The organism is Rhizobium sp. P28RR-XV (assembly GCF_012641385.1).
Lineage (GTDB): Bacteria > Pseudomonadota > Alphaproteobacteria > Rhizobiales > Rhizobiaceae > Rhizobium.
Map to the genome: position 1 here is coordinate 43,995 of NZ_JABAIG010000009.1, position 15,001 is coordinate 58,995.

A 15,001-nucleotide genomic window follows, 5' to 3' on the forward strand; every position below is an offset into this window, starting at 1 on the left:
GGGACGACAGAGTTTTTGGAATGGATCGTTTCGACTACATCATCATCGGCGCCGGCAGTGCCGGCTGCGTGCTGGCCAACCGGCTTTCGGCCGACCGCAACAATAGGGTGCTGCTCCTGGAAGCCGGCGGCAACGATAATTACCACTGGATCCACATTCCGGTCGGCTATCTCTATTGCATCAACAATCCCCGCACCGACTGGTGTTTTACCACGGCGCCGGAAGCGGGCCTCAACGGCAGGTCGCTCAGCTATCCACGCGGCAAGGTGCTTGGCGGCTGCTCCTCCATCAACGGCATGATCTACATGCGCGGCCAGGCCCGCGACTACGATCTCTGGCGCCAGCTCGGCTGCGCCGGCTGGGGCTGGGACGACGTGCTGCCCTATTTCATCAAGTCCGAGGATCACTATCGCGGCAAGGACGAGATGCATGGTGCCGGCGGCGAGTGGAGGGTCGAGAAAGCGCGCGTGCGCTGGGCGGTGCTCGATGCCTTCCAGGCCGCAGCCAGGGAAGCCGGCATCCCCGAGACGCCGGATTTCAACCGCGGCAACAATGAAGGTTCGGGCTATTTCGACGTCAACCAGCGCTCCGGCATTCGCTGGAACACCACGAAAGCCTTCCTGCGCCCGGCGATGAAGCGCGGCAATCTCACCGTCTATACCAAGGCACAGGTCCGCCGCCTGATCGTCGAGGGTGATGCCGTGACCGGCGTCGAATTCCAGCATGACGGCGTGGCCAAATGCGCTTACGCGAACAAGGAGACGGTACTATCGGCCGGCTCGATCGGCTCACCGCATATTCTCGAGCTCTCGGGCATCGGCCATGGCGATGTGCTTAGCAAAGCCGGCATCGAGGTCGTGCGCGAGGTTCGGTCCGTCGGCGAAAACCTGCAGGATCATCTGCAGCTTCGCCTCGCCTACAAGGTGACCGGCGTGCCCACTTTGAACGAGAAAGCGACGAAGCTGATCGGCAAGGCGGCGATCGGTCTCGAATATCTGGTTCGCCGCTCAGGCCCGATGGCGATGGCGCCGAGCCAGCTCGGCATCTTCACTCGCTCCGGGCCTGACAAGGAAACGCCGGATCTGCAATATCACGTTCAGCCGGTCTCGCTCGACAAGTTCGGCGATCCCGTCCATCCCTTCCCGGCGATCACCGCCAGCGTCTGCAATCTCCGCCCCGAAAGCCGCGGCTCCGTGCATCTGCGCAGCCCGGATTTCGCCATGCAGCCGGCCATCAGCCCGAATTATCTCTCCGCTGCACGAGACCGGGAGATCGCCGTGCGCTCCATTCGCCTGACACGGCGGATCGTGGCGCAGCCCTCCTTCGCCCGGTTCCGGCCGGAGGAATTCAAGCCTGGACCGGCCTATGAGACGGATGCTGATCTGGAGCGCGCCGCCGGCGATATCGGCACGACGATCTTCCACCCGGTCGGCACTTGCCGCATGGGGAGCGACGTCCAAAGTGTTGTGGACCCCCGCCTGCGGTTGCGGGCATTGGCAAGGCTGCGCATCGCCGACGCCTCCGTCATGCCGTCGATCACATCGGGCAACACCAACTCGCCAACCATCATGATCGCCGAAAAGGCAGCCGAGATGATCCTTGCCGATAACCGCTGAGCGCCTATTGATAGAGCAAGGCGAGGACAGGAGATTTGCATGGACAGCACCGAAGAGGTCATCATCGAGCGTCGCGGGTCGGCTGGGATCATCCGGCTCAACCGACCGAAGGCGCTGAACAGCCTGACGCTGCCGATGGTGCGGGTCATCGCTTCGGCTTTGGAAGATTTCGCCGCCGATCCCCTGGTCGCAAGCGTCATCGTCATGGGCGAGGGGGAGCGCGGCTTTTGTGCCGGCGGCGATATCCGCCTGCTGCACCAGAGCGGCAAGGAGGGTTCCGGCGGAGCGGAAACCTTTTGGCGCGAGGAATTCCGGCTCAATCATGCCATTTCGCGCTATTCTAAGCCTTATGTCGTGCTGATGGACGGCATCACCATGGGCGGCGGCGTCGGCCTTTCGGCGCATGGCAGCCATCGCGTCGTCACCGAGCGCACACGCCTTGCCATGCCGGAGACTGGTATCGGCTACTTCCCGGATGTCGGCGCCACATGGCTGCTGCCGCGCGCGCCGGGCGAAGCCGGCACCTGGATGGGACTGACCGGCCTTGCCATCGGGGCCGCCGATGTCATCCACGCCGGCTTTGCCGATCACTATGTGATGTCGTCGGCGCTGCCGGCGCTGATCAATGCAGTTGCGTCACTTCCCCTCTCGGCCTCTCCGGAAGAGGTGCACGTAGCGATCAGGGCAATGGCGACGGATATCGGCGAGAGCCGGCTTGCGGCAAATCGCGATGTGATCGACCCCGCCTTTGCAGGCGATACAGTCGAAGAGATCCTGCGGACATTGGCGGGCGAACAAGGAGAGTTCGCCACTGAAGCCGCCGGCGTGATCGCCGGCCGGTCGCCGACGAGCCTGAAGCTGACCTTGCGGCTGCTGCGGGCAGGGAGGGCAAGTGCCGATCTCGCCGAATGCCTCAATCGCGAACTCGGCGCCTGCATGGGCATATTGTATAATCACGATTTCTATGAAGGCGTGCGCGCCGCGGTCATCGACAAGGATCGCAATCCGAAATGGTCGCCGGCCAGCCTTTCGGAGGTGACCGTTGCCGATATCGACCGCTTCTTCGTCGCAGCTGAACCGCCGCTTTTCGAAAACTAGGATGGTTCGGCTCATCGCGGAATTTCCGAACCGCTCGGCACCCTTTCTGGAATTGCTTCAACGGATCATGGGAGGAAAACATCATGACACGGATCGCATTCATCGGCCTCGGCAATATGGGAGGCCCGATGGCCGCCAATCTCGTCAAGGCCGGCCATGCCGTCACCGGGTTCGACCTCTCGCATGATGTGCTGAAGGCAGCGGAAGCGTCGGGTGTGAAGGCCGCCAACGTGCTGACGGAGGCCTTGGCCGATGCCGAAGTGGTCGTCACCATGCTGCCGAAGGGCCAGCATGTCCTCACCGTCTGGACCGACGTGCTGCGGTCCGTGCCGAAGGGAATCCTGCTGATCGACAGCTCCACCATCGACGTCGACAGCGCCCGCAAGGCACATGCGATGGCCGGCGAAGTTGGCTGCCTTTCGCTCGATGCGCCGGTCTCCGGCGGCACGGGCGGAGCGGCCGCCGGCACGCTGACTTTCATGGCCGGCGGCTCCAGAGAGAGCTTCGCCGCCGCCAAGCCGTTGCTCGAGGTGATGGGCAAGAAGATCGTCCATTGCGGCGATGCCGGAGCCGGCCAGGCCGCGAAGATCTGCAACAACATGATCCTCGGCATTTCCATGATCGGCGTCTGCGAAGCCTTCGTGCTCGGCGAGAAACTCGGCCTTTCGCATCAAGCGTTGTTCGATGTCGCCTCGACGTCGTCGGGCCAGTGCTGGTCGATCAATACCTATTGCCCCGTGCCCGGCCCGGTGCCGACCTCGCCTGCCAACAACGACTACAAGCCCGGCTTTGCGGCAGCCTTGATGCTTAAGGACCTGCGCCTGTCTCAGGAAGCGGCTCTATCGAGCGGTGCATCGACACCTCTGGGCGCGGAAGCGGCGCAGCTCTACGCGCTCTTTGAAAAGCTCGGCAACGGCGGCCGCGATTTTTCGGCGATCATCGAGATGTTTCGCGAGGCGAATTAAGGATTGGTGGATAGCTGGCCGGGGTGAGGGGCCAGGCATTAAGAGGCGAGATCGACGAACATGCCTGACCTGCCGATCTCAATCGCTACCACTTACCGCCACATGCCACGCATGCGCGCCCCAACATCGACCCTTACCTGCCGCGCCCGAATGGCGGCGGGGCTTTCGGCGCGCGCCTGCGGCCAGCCGCAGACCTCGAAAAACTGCAGCAACGTCGCCGGGATGAAGCGCGTGCGCGAAGCGAAGACATGTTTGTCCCCCTGCGCATGCTGGCCATGCACGAAGAAGCGCTGCGGAATGACGAGATCGAGATTGTCCTTAGCCCGCGTCATCGCGACATAGAGCAGCCGTCGTTCCTCCTCGATTTCGGCGGATGAGCCGACGGCGAGATCGGCGGGAATGCAGCCGTCGACGGCGTTGAGGATGAAAACCTTTGTCCATTCCTGTCCCTTGGCGGAATGGATGGTCGAGAGGATCAGATAGTCCTCGTCGAGCAGCGGCACGCCGGCCTGATCACTGGTGGCGTCAGGCGGATCGAGCGTCAATTCGGTAAGGAAGCGCTCGCGCGAGCCGTAGCCCGCGGCAATCTGTTCGAGCTGGACAAGATCCGCCTGGCGCGTCGCGGCATCTTCATGCGCGCGTTCCAGATGCGGCTCGTACCATTGGCGGACCAGGCTGATTTCCGCCGGCCATCCGGCCTTGCCGCTTTTGACCTCCCGCATCGTCTCGACGAAAGCGGTCCAATCGTCCCCGGTGCGTGGAGGTGGCGGTAGCTCCGTGAGTGCCGTGATCGGGCTCGCCTCTTCGCCGATCTGGTCGAGCACGCGCTGTGCCGTCGATGGGCCGACGCCGGGCAGAAGCTGCATCAGGCGGAAGCCCGCCACGCGGTCGCGCGGGTTTTGCGCGAAGCGCAAAGCCGCCAGCATGTCCTTGACATGGGCGCTGTCGAGAAATTTCAGGCCGCCGAACTTGACGAAGGGAATGTTGCGCCGGGTGAGCTCCACCTCCAGCGGGCCGCTATGGCTCGAGGTGCGGAAGAGCACGGCCTGCTGCTTCAGCCTTGCGCCGCCCTCGCGATTTTCCAGCACTTGGTCGGCGATGTAGCGCGCCTGATCGGCCTCGTCGCGCACCGTCACCAGCCGCGGGCGCTCCGTGCTCTGCCGCTCGGTGCGCAGGTTCTTGGTGAAGCGCTCCGAGGCGAGATCGATCACGGCATTGGCGGCGGCAAGGATCGGCTGCGTCGAGCGATAGTTGCGGTCGAGCGTCACGATATCGGCCGATGGCGTGAAAGCCTTGGGGAAGTCGAGAATGTTGCGCACGGTCGCGGCACGGAAGGAGTAGATCGACTGCGCGTCGTCGCCGACGACGGTCAATCCGCGGCCATCCGGCTTCAGGGCGAGCAGGATGGAGGACTGCAGCCGGTTGGTGTCCTGATATTCATCAACCAGCACATGATCGAAACGGCTGCCGATATCCTCGGCGATCAGCGGCTCCTGCAGCATGTGCGCCCAATAGAGCAGCAGGTCGTCGTAATCGAGCACGTTCTGCACCTGCTTCGCTTCGACATAACAGGCGAAGAGATCGCGCAGCTGCTGTTCCCACATGGCGCACCAGGGGAAGAAGTCGCGCAGCACGCCGTCGAGCGACGCTTCCGCGTTGACGGAGCGCGAATAGATGGCAAGACACGTTGCCTTGGTCGGGAAGCGGTTCTCCGTCTTGGAAAAACCAAGGTCGTGGCGCGCAAGGTTCATCAGGTCGGCGCTGTCTTCCCGGTCGTGGATCGTAAAGGCCGGATCGATGCCGATCTGCTCGGCATAGTCACGCAGCAGGCGCGCGCCGATGCCATGGAACGTGCCGGTCCAGGCAAGCGCATCGGCGGTGATGCCGGCATTCGCGCCCAGCACCTCGCGACAGATCCGCTCGACACGGCGGCCCATCTCGGCGGCGGCGCGGCGCGAGAATGTCATCAGCAGGGTCCGGCGCGGATCGGCGCCCTTGACGATCAGATGCGCCACGCGATGGGCAAGCGTATTCGTCTTGCCGGAGCCGGCCCCGGCGATGACGAGCAGCGGTCCGGCGACGTGGCCATTACCCGCGGTCGTGCCGTGTTCCACCGCCAGCCGCTGCTCCGGGTTCAATTTTTCCAGATAGGCGGCAGTCATCAATTCTCCTGGATGGACGAGGAAGCCGGGCACGATCCGCGACGAATCGCAGGCGTGAAAATATCTGAGCGTTCTATGGATGTTCCGAATCGACCGAACCTGTCAAGTTTGGGGAAATTCCCTCGTCGATGCGAAGTTTTGCGCAAGAATTTCATTCGGATTTGGCCGATGTGGCTCGAAAAGGACTTTCTTCGTTCTTATGTATTATTGTAGTGCGGTATTCTTGAGTATGGGTTTTCGCAGTGCGTTGAGTGAAGGTTCCCGAAGATGAACGAGACGATCGCCACTGGGTTGCGCCTGCCTGGCGGACTGGTGGCTCTGCCGGATGGGCGCATTGCACTTGTCGAGACGGACCCAAGTCGCCGTTATCTGAAGCTTTTCGACGCGAGCGGCGCCTACGAGGAGCTGTGTCGGATCGGCGGCAGCCCGACCGGAATTGCGATCGATGGGGATGGCTGTTTCTGGGTGGCCGGCGGCCCGGAGAATTCGCTCATCAAGCTCTCGCCGCAGGGGCGGGTTCGTCAGCTGGTAGAGGGGAGTGCCGACGGCCCGTTTCTCCATCCGAACTCGCTTGCTTTCGGGCCTGACGGCCTGCTTTACATGACCGATTCCGGCATCCGCCTGGCCGATCTGCTGGAAAGAGGGCACATCCATCCTGATTTTTTCAAGGCCGCCTATAATGGCTGCGTCTATCAGATCGATCCCGCCGAAGGCCGGGTGATTCGCGTCCTGGCCGCCGGCCTGCTGCTTGCCAGCGGCGTCGCCTTCGGACCTGACGGGCTGCTTTATTACAGTGAGATGTTGACTGGAAAAATCCATCGGCAGATCGTCGGCGGGCGCCAGGAGATGTTCGCGGAATCGATGACATCGCCCGCGGTAAACGTGCTGCGCGGGCCATCGGGCCTGGCCTTCGATCGCAGCGGCACGCTCTATTGTGCCATGTCCGGCCTTGGCGAAATTTGTCTGATCGATACCGAGGGGACGATGGCCGGCCATATCCGCACCAATGGCCCGCGACCGGGCGGCATCGCCTTCACTGTCGATGGCAAGCACCTGCTGGTCAGCGAACAGGAAAAAGGTGTCATAGAGAAGATAACGGCGCCCCGTCCGGGCCTGCCGTTGCATATGCCGTTTATTTCCTGAAGCGTCTGCGATCTTCGGGCGGCACTCGGCATGCTTTCATCGGGCTGACGGACATGCCCGGCGCCCCGGGCATGTCCTATTCTCATATATTGACTGTTTATTCAGCTGCGGGGATCTGCTTGTTGTCCTTGCCGGACTTATCATCCGGCTTGGCGTCGTTGGCGACCACCTTGGCATGGCGGCGGCGCCAATCGCCGAGGAATAGCAAGATCGGCGCCGCGATGAAGACCGACGAGGCGCCAGCGACAAGTATGCCGAACACCATCGGGATTGCGAAGCTGGAGACGGCGCTGCCGCCCCAGATCGCCATCGGCACCAGCGCCAGGAAGGCGGTGGCGTTGGTATAGAGGCTTCGCGCCAGGGTTTCGTTGATCGACTTGTCGATGATGTCGCGCAGCGGCATCGACTTGTAGAGCCGCATGTTTTCACGCATGCGGTCATAGACCACGACCTTGTCGTTCACCGAATATCCCACAAGCGTCAGGATCGCGGCGATGGCTGTCAGGTTGAAATCGAGGCCGGTGATCGCGAAGAAGCCGATCGCCTTGGTGACGTCGAGTACCAGCGTGACGATGGCGCCGACCGCGAACGGCCATTCGAAGCGATACCAGATGTAGAACAGCATCGCCAGGCTTGCGATCACGACCGACAGGATGCCGGCCCAGGCAAGCTCGCCCGAGACCTTCGGACCGATGACATCGGTGCCTTCGATCGTCGCGCTTGGATCGATCTTGACGATTTCCGCCTTGAGCTTGGTCACCGCGGCTGTCTGCGCCTCTTCGCCGCCGTCCTGGCGCTGGGCGCGGACAAGGAGGCTGCTGTTGTCGCCGAAGGACTGCAGTGCGATTTCGCCGAGGCCGAGCGTGTTCAAGCCCTCGCGGAACGTAGACAGATCGGCTGCGTCCTTGGTCTTGACCGACATCTGGATGCCGCCGCGGAAATCGACGCCGTAGTTGAGGCCCGGATGGACGAACAGTACCACCGAGGCGATCGACAGGATCGCCGAGACGGTGACGCCAAAGAAGCGGGCCTTCATGAACTGGATGTGCTTGTCATAGGGGCTGAAGGGGATCAGCGGCCTGATGTTGAGCACCTTCAGCTTGCGGCGACGGGTGATGGCGATCATCACGACGCGCACGAAGGCGACGGAGGTGAACATCGAGATAATGAGGCCGAGACCCATGGTCACGGCAAAGCCGCGAACAGGGCCGGAGCCGAAGTAGAACAGGATGGCGGCGGCGATCAGGGCCGTCATGTTGCCGTCGATAATCGTCGAATAAGCCTTCTTGAAGCCGTTATCGATGGCGGCGAAGGCGCCACGGCCCTTGCGGGTTTCTTCGCGGATGCGCTCGTTGATGAGAACGTTGGCATCAACCGCAAGGCCGATACCGAGGACGACGCCGGCGATGCCGGGCAGCGTCAGCGTGGCGCCGACCAGCGTCAGGGCCGAGAAGGTCAGGATCGTGTGGATGAGCAGCGCAACATTCGCGAGAATTCCCCAGGCGCCGTAGAGCACGAAGATGAAGGCGGCAACCAGGACGAAGCCGATCAGGCCGCTATAGATGCCCTTTTGGATCGCGTCGCTGCCAAGGTCGGCGCCGACCGTGCGCTCTTCGATGACGGTGAGCTTCGCCGGAAGGGCGCCGGCGCGCAGCAGGGCTGCGAGCGTGGTGGCACTGTCTGCGGTGAAGTTGCCGGAGATCTGGCCCGAACCGCCGGTGATCGGCTCGCGGATGTTCGGCGCGCTTAGAACCTTGTTGTCGAGGACAATAGCAAAGGGCTTGCCGACATTTTCGCGGGTGATTTCTGCAAAGCGGTTGGCCCCGGCGCTATCGAAGCGGAAGGTGACGAGCGGCTCATGCGTGTTCGGATCGAAGCTGACGCGGGCATCCGTCAAACGGTCACCGGAGAGCTCGATGCGGTCGAGAACCGGATAGCTGTTGCCCTTGTCGTCCTTGAGAATGGTGACGCCGGGGCCGGGATTGTTCGGGTCGACATTGTCGGCAAGCAGGTGGAAGGACATCTTCGCGGTCGAGCCGAGGAGCTCGCGCAGGTGCGACGGATCCTGTGCACCGGGAAGCTGGACGAGAACGCGGTTTGGACCGACGCGCTGAATGGTCGGCTCGGCAACGCCCACCTGGTCGACGCGCTTGCGGATGACTTCAAGGCTCTGCTGAACGGCGGAATCGACGTTGGCGGAGATGCCTGCCGGCGAGAAGGACATGGCGATCGTTGCGCCGTTTGGCTTGATGTTGAGATCGGACTGGCCGGCCGAGAGGCCCGAGGTGATCGTATTGGCCAGCGTCTGCAACTGCGTCACCGCGTCACCGCTCTGCGAGGCATCGTTGAGCGTCACGACAATCTGGTCGCCGTTGCGCACGACCGAACGGACCTGGATGTTCTTGTCGCGCAGCACGCGGCGTGCGTCCTGCTGCAGCGACTGCAGCCGGCCATTCGTCAGATCCTTCTCGTCGACTTCGAGCACGAGATAGGAGCCGCCGCGAAGGTCGAGGCCGAGGGATACCTGGCTATGCGGCAGCCAGGACGGGATTTTGCTGAGAACCGCCGGCGGCAGCGCATTCGGGAGGGCGATAAGAAGGCCAAGCAGGATGACGACTGTATAAAGTGCCACGAGCCATGGTGAGGTGCGCATGGGTATTATCCTTGAAAATACGCTGATGCCGGCGGTCGACCGCTGGCGGACTTAAGGTCATGTCGGAGATGCGGCGCGTCGGCGCCGATCGCTTACGCGAAATCGCTCGGAGGGCCGCGTGCGAAATAGGCGCTAAATGCCAGGGATTCGAGCCGGGCAGCATCGCCTGGATGGCCTGGCTGCCAGGGCATGGCCGGATAGCCGAGAGAGGGAAGGGAGGCGAGTATCGCCGGTCCAATATCGTGCCAGGTAGCTTTCGGCGCTGCCAGGCGGTCGGCAACGACGATGCCGCGCACCGGATCCCGCAGGGAAAGGTAGAGCGGCTGGCTGTCCTTGCCGGAAGAAAGAGCATCCGCATCGGCTCGCGCGGCCAGATTGCCGCCACCGAGCGCCAATCCGACATAGGCGAAAAACGCGACGAACAGCGAGGCGATCACGCGCGCTCCGGCGCGGTGCGTCCTGTCGTCTCTATCTTCGCTGTCGGCAATGCCGAATTCGAGCGGGCTCAACAGTCAGAAATGCCTTTGTTCCTTTGCCGGCGCGAACGCCGACGGTGCGGTCATGATATCAGGACGCCTCGCGTCTTCCCACTGCATAATTCCTTAAATCGATATCGATTTAAGGAATTATGCAGCAGATCAAAAGTGCTTTAGCGACCTTTGCGCGTCACATGTGACGCGCGGCGCTATAGTGCGGCATGTCATGATGCACTTGCGCGAATGGGTCAACAGTCCCGGCTCGGTTTCTTAATTTTCCGTCGCTCCCGTTCCGGCGGCGGCTGACGGTTTGGGTGCCAGGCAGGATGCCTGAACGCGATAGGCATGAAGCGTTTTGCCTTTCATCTCGCCATAGGGCGGCGACCAACTCTTGATGAGGTCTACCTGGCTTTCCGGGCATTCGAACGGGCCGTTGTCGATATACAGCACCCGCCCGGTCACGTCGCCCGGCATGGAGAAGTTCTGCTCGTAATAGTTGTTGGGAAAGCCGCCGAAATTGCGAGCATAGATCCGGAAAGGCTTGCCCTTCAGCGTATAGAAAAGATCGGCGAGGGTATCGCGATCCTCGGCCACGATAACTGGTGTCTTCGCGTCCGTCGCTATGTCGGCGATTTCCTGGCTGATGATGGTGCGGCCGACATAGCGCTTCATGACGAGATCGCCGTTCGGCAGCTTGATGTCATAGGCAAAGACCGTCATCACCGGGATCACGAAGGCGACGACGGCGCCGATGATCAGCGAGGTGCTCAATCCCTTCTTCGTCAGGCGATAGAGTATCCAGACGGCGAGTATGGTGCCGGCGGCATAGGCGCAGACGGCCCAGTTGGCGTAGGCCTTGGCGAACAAGGCCTGCAGCGTGATGAGAGCCACGACGGGTACCGACAGCCAGAACAGCAGCTTTTCCCGGTCGTCGCTCTGTCCGCGGATCAGCCGCCAGGTCGCCCACAGCAGGGCATAGAAGACGACCGGACCGACCACGCCGAATTGCGCGCCGAAGAAGCCGAGCCCGCTGAGCATATGCTTCAAAAGGCCGCTGTTGCCACCATCCTTGCTCCATTGGGCAATATTCTCGGTGTGCTTTATGGTCGCCGCATCATGGGCGAAATTCCACCAGAGATTGGGCGAAACGACGATGGCGCCGACGATGGCGGCAATGGCGACGTCCCGCCAGGCGATGCGCGCCGAGCGCATTGTCAGCATGGCGATGCCGACCCCCGGCAAAAGGAAGAGCACCGAATATTTTGTCAGGAAGGCGATGCCAAGGCTGGCGCCGAGGATGAAAGCCTCAAGCGCCGAAGACCGCCTGGTCAGGCCGAGAAAGGTCCAGATCGCGATCGTCACGAACAGGATCTGGATCGTGTCGGTCGAGACCAGCACGGCCGAAAGTGAAGCGGCCGGAAGGGTGGTGAAGATGACGCCGACCCACGGCGCAATCTCGCGTCCCTCCTCGCCCTCGATCAGCCGCCGCGTGGTGCACATGAGCATCAGGGCGGTGGCGAGATGGAAGAGCGGCGCCGAAATGCGGATCCAGAATGTTGAGTCCGACCCGGAAATCGCGTTGAAGAAGCGGATGACCCAGGCGATCATCGGCGGCTTGGAGTAGTAGCCGAAATCGAGGTTCTGGCCCCAGAACCAATATTGCGCCTCGTCGACAAAGAGGTCCGTCCTGTTGACCAGCAACATGAGGATACGCCAGAGCGTTATTCCGAAGATGATTGCGAGGGCCACGCGCAGAGAAAGTTTCTGGGCAGTCGTTCGAGAATGGGTCGTGTCGAGCATTAATGGATGGGTCTCGGTGCCTGATCGTGAGGCTTAATACGGAACTATTGAGACCAAAGCTAGCTCCTGGTCATCCAGAAGACAGCGATGCTGGTCGGCATGGCCGCGAAGCGCCATGCATCCGATTTTGAAATCCGAGATGTGTTGCAGCGCGCCTAAAGGACGCGTGAAGCGGCTTTCCCGCGCGTCTCCTCGATGCGGCACAGAAGCATGAACGCCGCGAGCGTCAGGCCGGCCATCAGCGAGGCGGTCAAACCAAGAACAATCATTGCTCTCTCCGTATCGACATCGAAGCTGTCTATCCCCTGAGCAGTAAGATATGAAGCTTGCTCGTGACTTGCGATCCGCGTTTCTACCGGTCGAAAATATATATCTGAAAGTAATGCCTAATTTAGGGCGAAGTACTGCAGAGCACGCCTTCTTCCGTCATTAACCTTCGGGCAAGGAATTAACCATAAACATTGAAGTTGAACGTCGGAATGGGAAAATTGTGACTCGTTCTCACCAGGCATGAAGCCGCCCCGTCGTACCGGGTCTGATCCGGTATCCACTTCATCAAACAGGTCCGCAGCAGACTTTGATGAACGAGCGAGCTTCAGCGCCGCGATCGATCGATCGAAGGCGATGACAGCCTTTCCTCGCCTCCTCATTGCGCCTGGCGCGGATCATCAGCGGTTTCGCCGGCGCTTGGGCGCGCGGCAGTTCGGCGGGGACGGTATTGGCGCAGGATTCGCCATCAGATCAGGCAGGCAGGGCGCAGGCTGGCAGCCTTCGCGACCGCTTGCGTTTTGCTGGTCTCGATGCCGGGCAATGCGACAGCTTGCGCCGCAACCGGCCGATGCTCGAGACACATCTGAAAGCCGGCCTGCGTGATCTTTTCCATCGGTTCCAGGCCTATCCGGACGCCGCGCGCAATTTTTCCAGCGAAAACCAGCTCGAACGCCTTCAGGATCTGCAGTCCTCACACTGGGATGTGCTGACGGACGCCCGTTTCGACAGTCTTTATGCCGAGCGCGTCAAGGTTCTTTCCGACAGCGAAAGCAAGATGGGTCTCGACCCCCGCTGGCACGTCGCGGGCCATGGGGTGATGCTCGAGCATTTGCTTACCGGCCTTCTCGACGACATGGGGGGCCGTGCCATCCTCCCCGGAGCCAAGCGCCGCGCCCGCGAGCTCAGCGAGCTCGTCACATCAGTCGTGCGCCTCGTGATGGTCGATGTCGAGATCGCGGTATCGCTGCGCTTCAACGAATTGCGGGTCGGCCATCAGCGGGCGCTGGCCGAACAGCGGGCCGCCGATCGCGGCGAGGCGGCGGCATTCATCGCTGAGCTCGCCAACGGCCTTGCCGATCGCGACCTTACAACCCGGATGACGAGTGATTGTCCGGAAGCCTATACCGAGGTCGCCGAGGCCTTGAATGCGGCGCTGGCGGACATCCAGCAGCAGTTTTCGGCTCTGTCCGCTGGCGTGCAGGCGGCGGAAGCGGCAAGCGACGCCATTTCCCGTGCCTCAAAATCCCTGGCGGAAACATCGTCCGAACAATCGCGTGCGCTCGCGGTCTCGGCGCGACAGCTCGCGGAGCTTGCCGAGCAGGTGCGCGGCAATGCGGCCAATACGCGCTCGGCCGAGCGCGTCACGGCATCGACCCGCGTGGCCGCGGAAGACAGCGGCCGCATCGTCGGCCAGGCGATATCGGCCATGGCCGATATCGAGACATCAGCCGAAAAGATCGGCCAGATCATCGGTGTCATCGATGAAATCGCGTTCCAGACCAATCTTCTCGCCTTGAATGCCGGCATCGAGGCGGCTCGCGCCGGCGACAGCGGCCGCGGCTTTGCCGTCGTCGCGCAGGAAGTTCGCGCACTCGCCCAGCGTTCCGCCGATGCCGCGCGCGAGATCAAGGTTCTGGTCACGGGTACCAAGGCGCAGGTGGATGCCGGCGTGCAGATGGTCGGCCGCACCCAGGATGCGATCGGCGGCATCGTCCGTCAGGTGACCGATATCAACCAGGCGATCTCGGGGATTGCCGCGGCGAGCGACGAGCAGGTCGCCGGCCTCAACGCACTCACGACCGACATCGGCGGCTACGGCGAGCGCGCGGCGGTTGCCGGAAGCGAGGCAAGCCGCTCCGAGGAAGGCGCCGATCATCTGCATAGCGTCGTCGTCGAGCTCGGCCGGACCATTCGCGAGTTCCGCATCGAGCGCGAGCGGCGCCATGCGGCATTTTCGGCGCCGGCGAGAGCCTCTCAGCAACGACAGCTCCCCACCCGCGACGAGCCCAGCAACGGGCGGGACGAAGATGAGATGGCGGATTTCGGCTTCCCGCTTCGCAGGGCCGCATCGGGAGGTGATCGCAATGCCTATTGATCTTTCAGTTTCATGCACATGCGGGCCGAGCGGCCTGATTTCAGACAACGAGGAATGAAGCGATGCCGAGCAAGAAAGGCGAAAAGACAATCAGTCTGGCCGCGGTGCTGGACCTCAACGAGGCCTCAGCCCTTCGCGGCACGCTGATGGGGATGCGCGGCAGCAATGTCGCGATCGATGCGTCCGGCGTCGAGAGGATCGGAGCCTTGTGCGTTCAGGTCATCATGGCCGCCGCCAAGACGTGGGATGAGGACAAGCTCCCCTTCACCTTCTCCAAGGTGTCGGACGCATTTCAAAAAACAATGCAGGTGATCGGGGTGGATATCTCCCATCTGCTTGCCAAGGAGATCCGGCAATGAAGAAAAAAGTACTGACGGTGGATGATTCACGAACCATCCGAAACATGCTTCTCGTGACCCTCAACAATGCGGGTTTCGAGACCATTCAGGCCGAAGATGGCGTCGAGGGCCTGGAAATTCTGGAAGAGGCCAATCCTGACGTCATCGTCACGGACATCAACATGCCGCGCCTCGATGGCTTCGGCTTCATCGAGGGCGTGCGCCGCAACGACAAATACCGTGCCGTTCCGATCCTCGTGCTGACGACCGAAAGCGATGCGGAGAAGAAGAACCGTGCCCGCCAGGCCGGTGCGACCGGCTGGATCGTCAAGCCGTTCGACCCCGCCAAGCTGATCGATGCCATCGAGCGCGTAACCGCCTAAAC

General features: G+C 62.1%; 11 protein-coding genes. 7 read left to right on the top strand and 4 right to left on the bottom strand.

Annotated features, from left to right (window positions below):
• The first annotated feature begins 20 nt into the window (after positions 1–20).
• The 3 genes from HGP12_RS19555 (at position 21) to mmsB (ending at position 3,679) form a co-directional block, all read left to right on the top strand.
• Positions 21–1,616 carry a GMC family oxidoreductase gene (locus HGP12_RS19555; RefSeq protein WP_168841055.1) on the top strand — a complete coding sequence of 532 codons (1,596 nt, stop codon included), beginning with the start codon at positions 21–23 and terminating at the stop codon, positions 1,614–1,616.
• 39 nt (positions 1,617–1,655) lie between these two features.
• Entirely contained in the window at positions 1,656–2,714 is a 1,059-nt protein-coding gene (locus HGP12_RS19560; RefSeq protein ID WP_168841054.1) for an enoyl-CoA hydratase/isomerase family protein, read from the top strand.
• An 83-nt stretch (positions 2,715–2,797) separates the two neighbouring features.
• Positions 2,798–3,679, top strand: coding sequence for a 3-hydroxyisobutyrate dehydrogenase (mmsB, locus tag HGP12_RS19565; RefSeq protein WP_168841053.1), 882 nt, complete (start codon positions 2,798–2,800; stop codon positions 3,677–3,679).
• Between the two features lie 92 nt (positions 3,680–3,771).
• Here mmsB and HGP12_RS19570 read toward each other — a convergent pair whose 3' ends face one another.
• Positions 3,772–5,841, bottom strand: a complete 2,070-nt coding sequence (locus tag HGP12_RS19570) for an ATP-dependent helicase (RefSeq protein WP_168841052.1) — start codon at positions 5,839–5,841, stop codon at positions 3,772–3,774.
• A 267-nt stretch (positions 5,842–6,108) separates the two neighbouring features.
• Here HGP12_RS19570 and HGP12_RS19575 point away from each other — a divergent pair, with 267 nt between their 5' ends.
• Positions 6,109–6,984, top strand: a complete 876-nt coding sequence (locus HGP12_RS19575) for an SMP-30/gluconolactonase/LRE family protein (RefSeq protein ID WP_168841051.1) — start codon at positions 6,109–6,111, stop codon at positions 6,982–6,984.
• A gap of 97 nt (positions 6,985–7,081) precedes the next feature.
• Here the strand turns inward: HGP12_RS19575 and secD are convergent, their stop codons facing one another.
• The 3 genes from secD to HGP12_RS19590 all read right to left on the bottom strand — a co-directional run bounded on the left by secD (position 7,082) and on the right by HGP12_RS19590 (position 11,913).
• Positions 7,082–9,637 carry a protein translocase subunit SecD gene (gene secD / locus HGP12_RS19580; protein WP_168841050.1) on the bottom strand — a complete coding sequence of 852 codons (2,556 nt, stop codon included), beginning with the start codon at positions 9,635–9,637 and terminating at the stop codon, positions 7,082–7,084.
• Between the two features lie 92 nt (positions 9,638–9,729).
• The gene (locus HGP12_RS19585; RefSeq protein WP_168841049.1) at positions 9,730–10,146 is read right to left on the bottom strand and encodes a hypothetical protein; all 417 of its coding nucleotides are present in this window, start codon (positions 10,144–10,146) and stop codon (positions 9,730–9,732) included.
• Positions 10,147–10,383: 237 nt separating this feature from the next.
• Positions 10,384–11,913, bottom strand: a complete 1,530-nt coding sequence (locus tag HGP12_RS19590; RefSeq protein ID WP_168841048.1) for a glycosyltransferase family 39 protein — start codon at positions 11,911–11,913, stop codon at positions 10,384–10,386.
• A gap of 718 nt (positions 11,914–12,631) precedes the next feature.
• On the opposite strand from HGP12_RS19590, the gene HGP12_RS19595 reads away from it, so the two are divergent.
• The 3 genes from HGP12_RS19595 (at position 12,632) to cheY1 (ending at position 14,999) form a co-directional block, all read left to right on the top strand.
• On the top strand, positions 12,632–14,278 hold the full coding sequence (locus HGP12_RS19595; RefSeq protein WP_168841047.1) for a globin-coupled sensor protein: 1,647 nt from the start codon (positions 12,632–12,634) through the stop codon (positions 14,276–14,278).
• Between the two features lie 62 nt (positions 14,279–14,340).
• Complete coding sequence (locus tag HGP12_RS19600; protein ID WP_168841046.1) at positions 14,341–14,637, top strand: STAS domain-containing protein; 297 nt, start codon at positions 14,341–14,343, stop codon at positions 14,635–14,637.
• Positions 14,634–14,999: a chemotaxis response regulator CheY1 gene (gene cheY1 / locus HGP12_RS19605; RefSeq protein ID WP_034488652.1), complete on the top strand. Its 366-nt coding sequence runs from the start codon at positions 14,634–14,636 to the stop codon at positions 14,997–14,999. Before HGP12_RS19600 ends, cheY1 begins: the two co-directional genes overlap by 4 nt.
• Positions 15,000–15,001: the final 2 nt, after the last annotated feature.

What these genes read in the sequence shown, in the direction of transcription:
- HGP12_RS19575 (WP_168841051.1), top strand. Translation starts at nt 6,109, where the DNA reads ATGAACGAGACGATCGCCACTGGGTTGCGCCTGCCTGGCGGACTGGTG.
- HGP12_RS19570 (WP_168841052.1), bottom strand. Translation starts at nt 5,841, where the DNA reads ATGACTGCCGCCTATCTGGAAAAATTGAACCCGGAGCAGCGGCTGGCG.
- HGP12_RS19590 (WP_168841048.1), bottom strand. Translation starts at nt 11,913, where the DNA reads ATGCTCGACACGACCCATTCTCGAACGACTGCCCAGAAACTTTCTCTG.
- HGP12_RS19560 (WP_168841054.1), top strand. Translation starts at nt 1,656, where the DNA reads ATGGACAGCACCGAAGAGGTCATCATCGAGCGTCGCGGGTCGGCTGGG.
- HGP12_RS19555 (WP_168841055.1), top strand. Translation starts at nt 21, where the DNA reads ATGGATCGTTTCGACTACATCATCATCGGCGCCGGCAGTGCCGGCTGC.
- HGP12_RS19600 (WP_168841046.1), top strand. Translation starts at nt 14,341, where the DNA reads ATGCCGAGCAAGAAAGGCGAAAAGACAATCAGTCTGGCCGCGGTGCTG.
- mmsB (WP_168841053.1), top strand. Translation starts at nt 2,798, where the DNA reads ATGACACGGATCGCATTCATCGGCCTCGGCAATATGGGAGGCCCGATG.
- secD (WP_168841050.1), bottom strand. Translation starts at nt 9,637, where the DNA reads ATGCGCACCTCACCATGGCTCGTGGCACTTTATACAGTCGTCATCCTG.
- cheY1 (WP_034488652.1), top strand. Translation starts at nt 14,634, where the DNA reads ATGAAGAAAAAAGTACTGACGGTGGATGATTCACGAACCATCCGAAAC.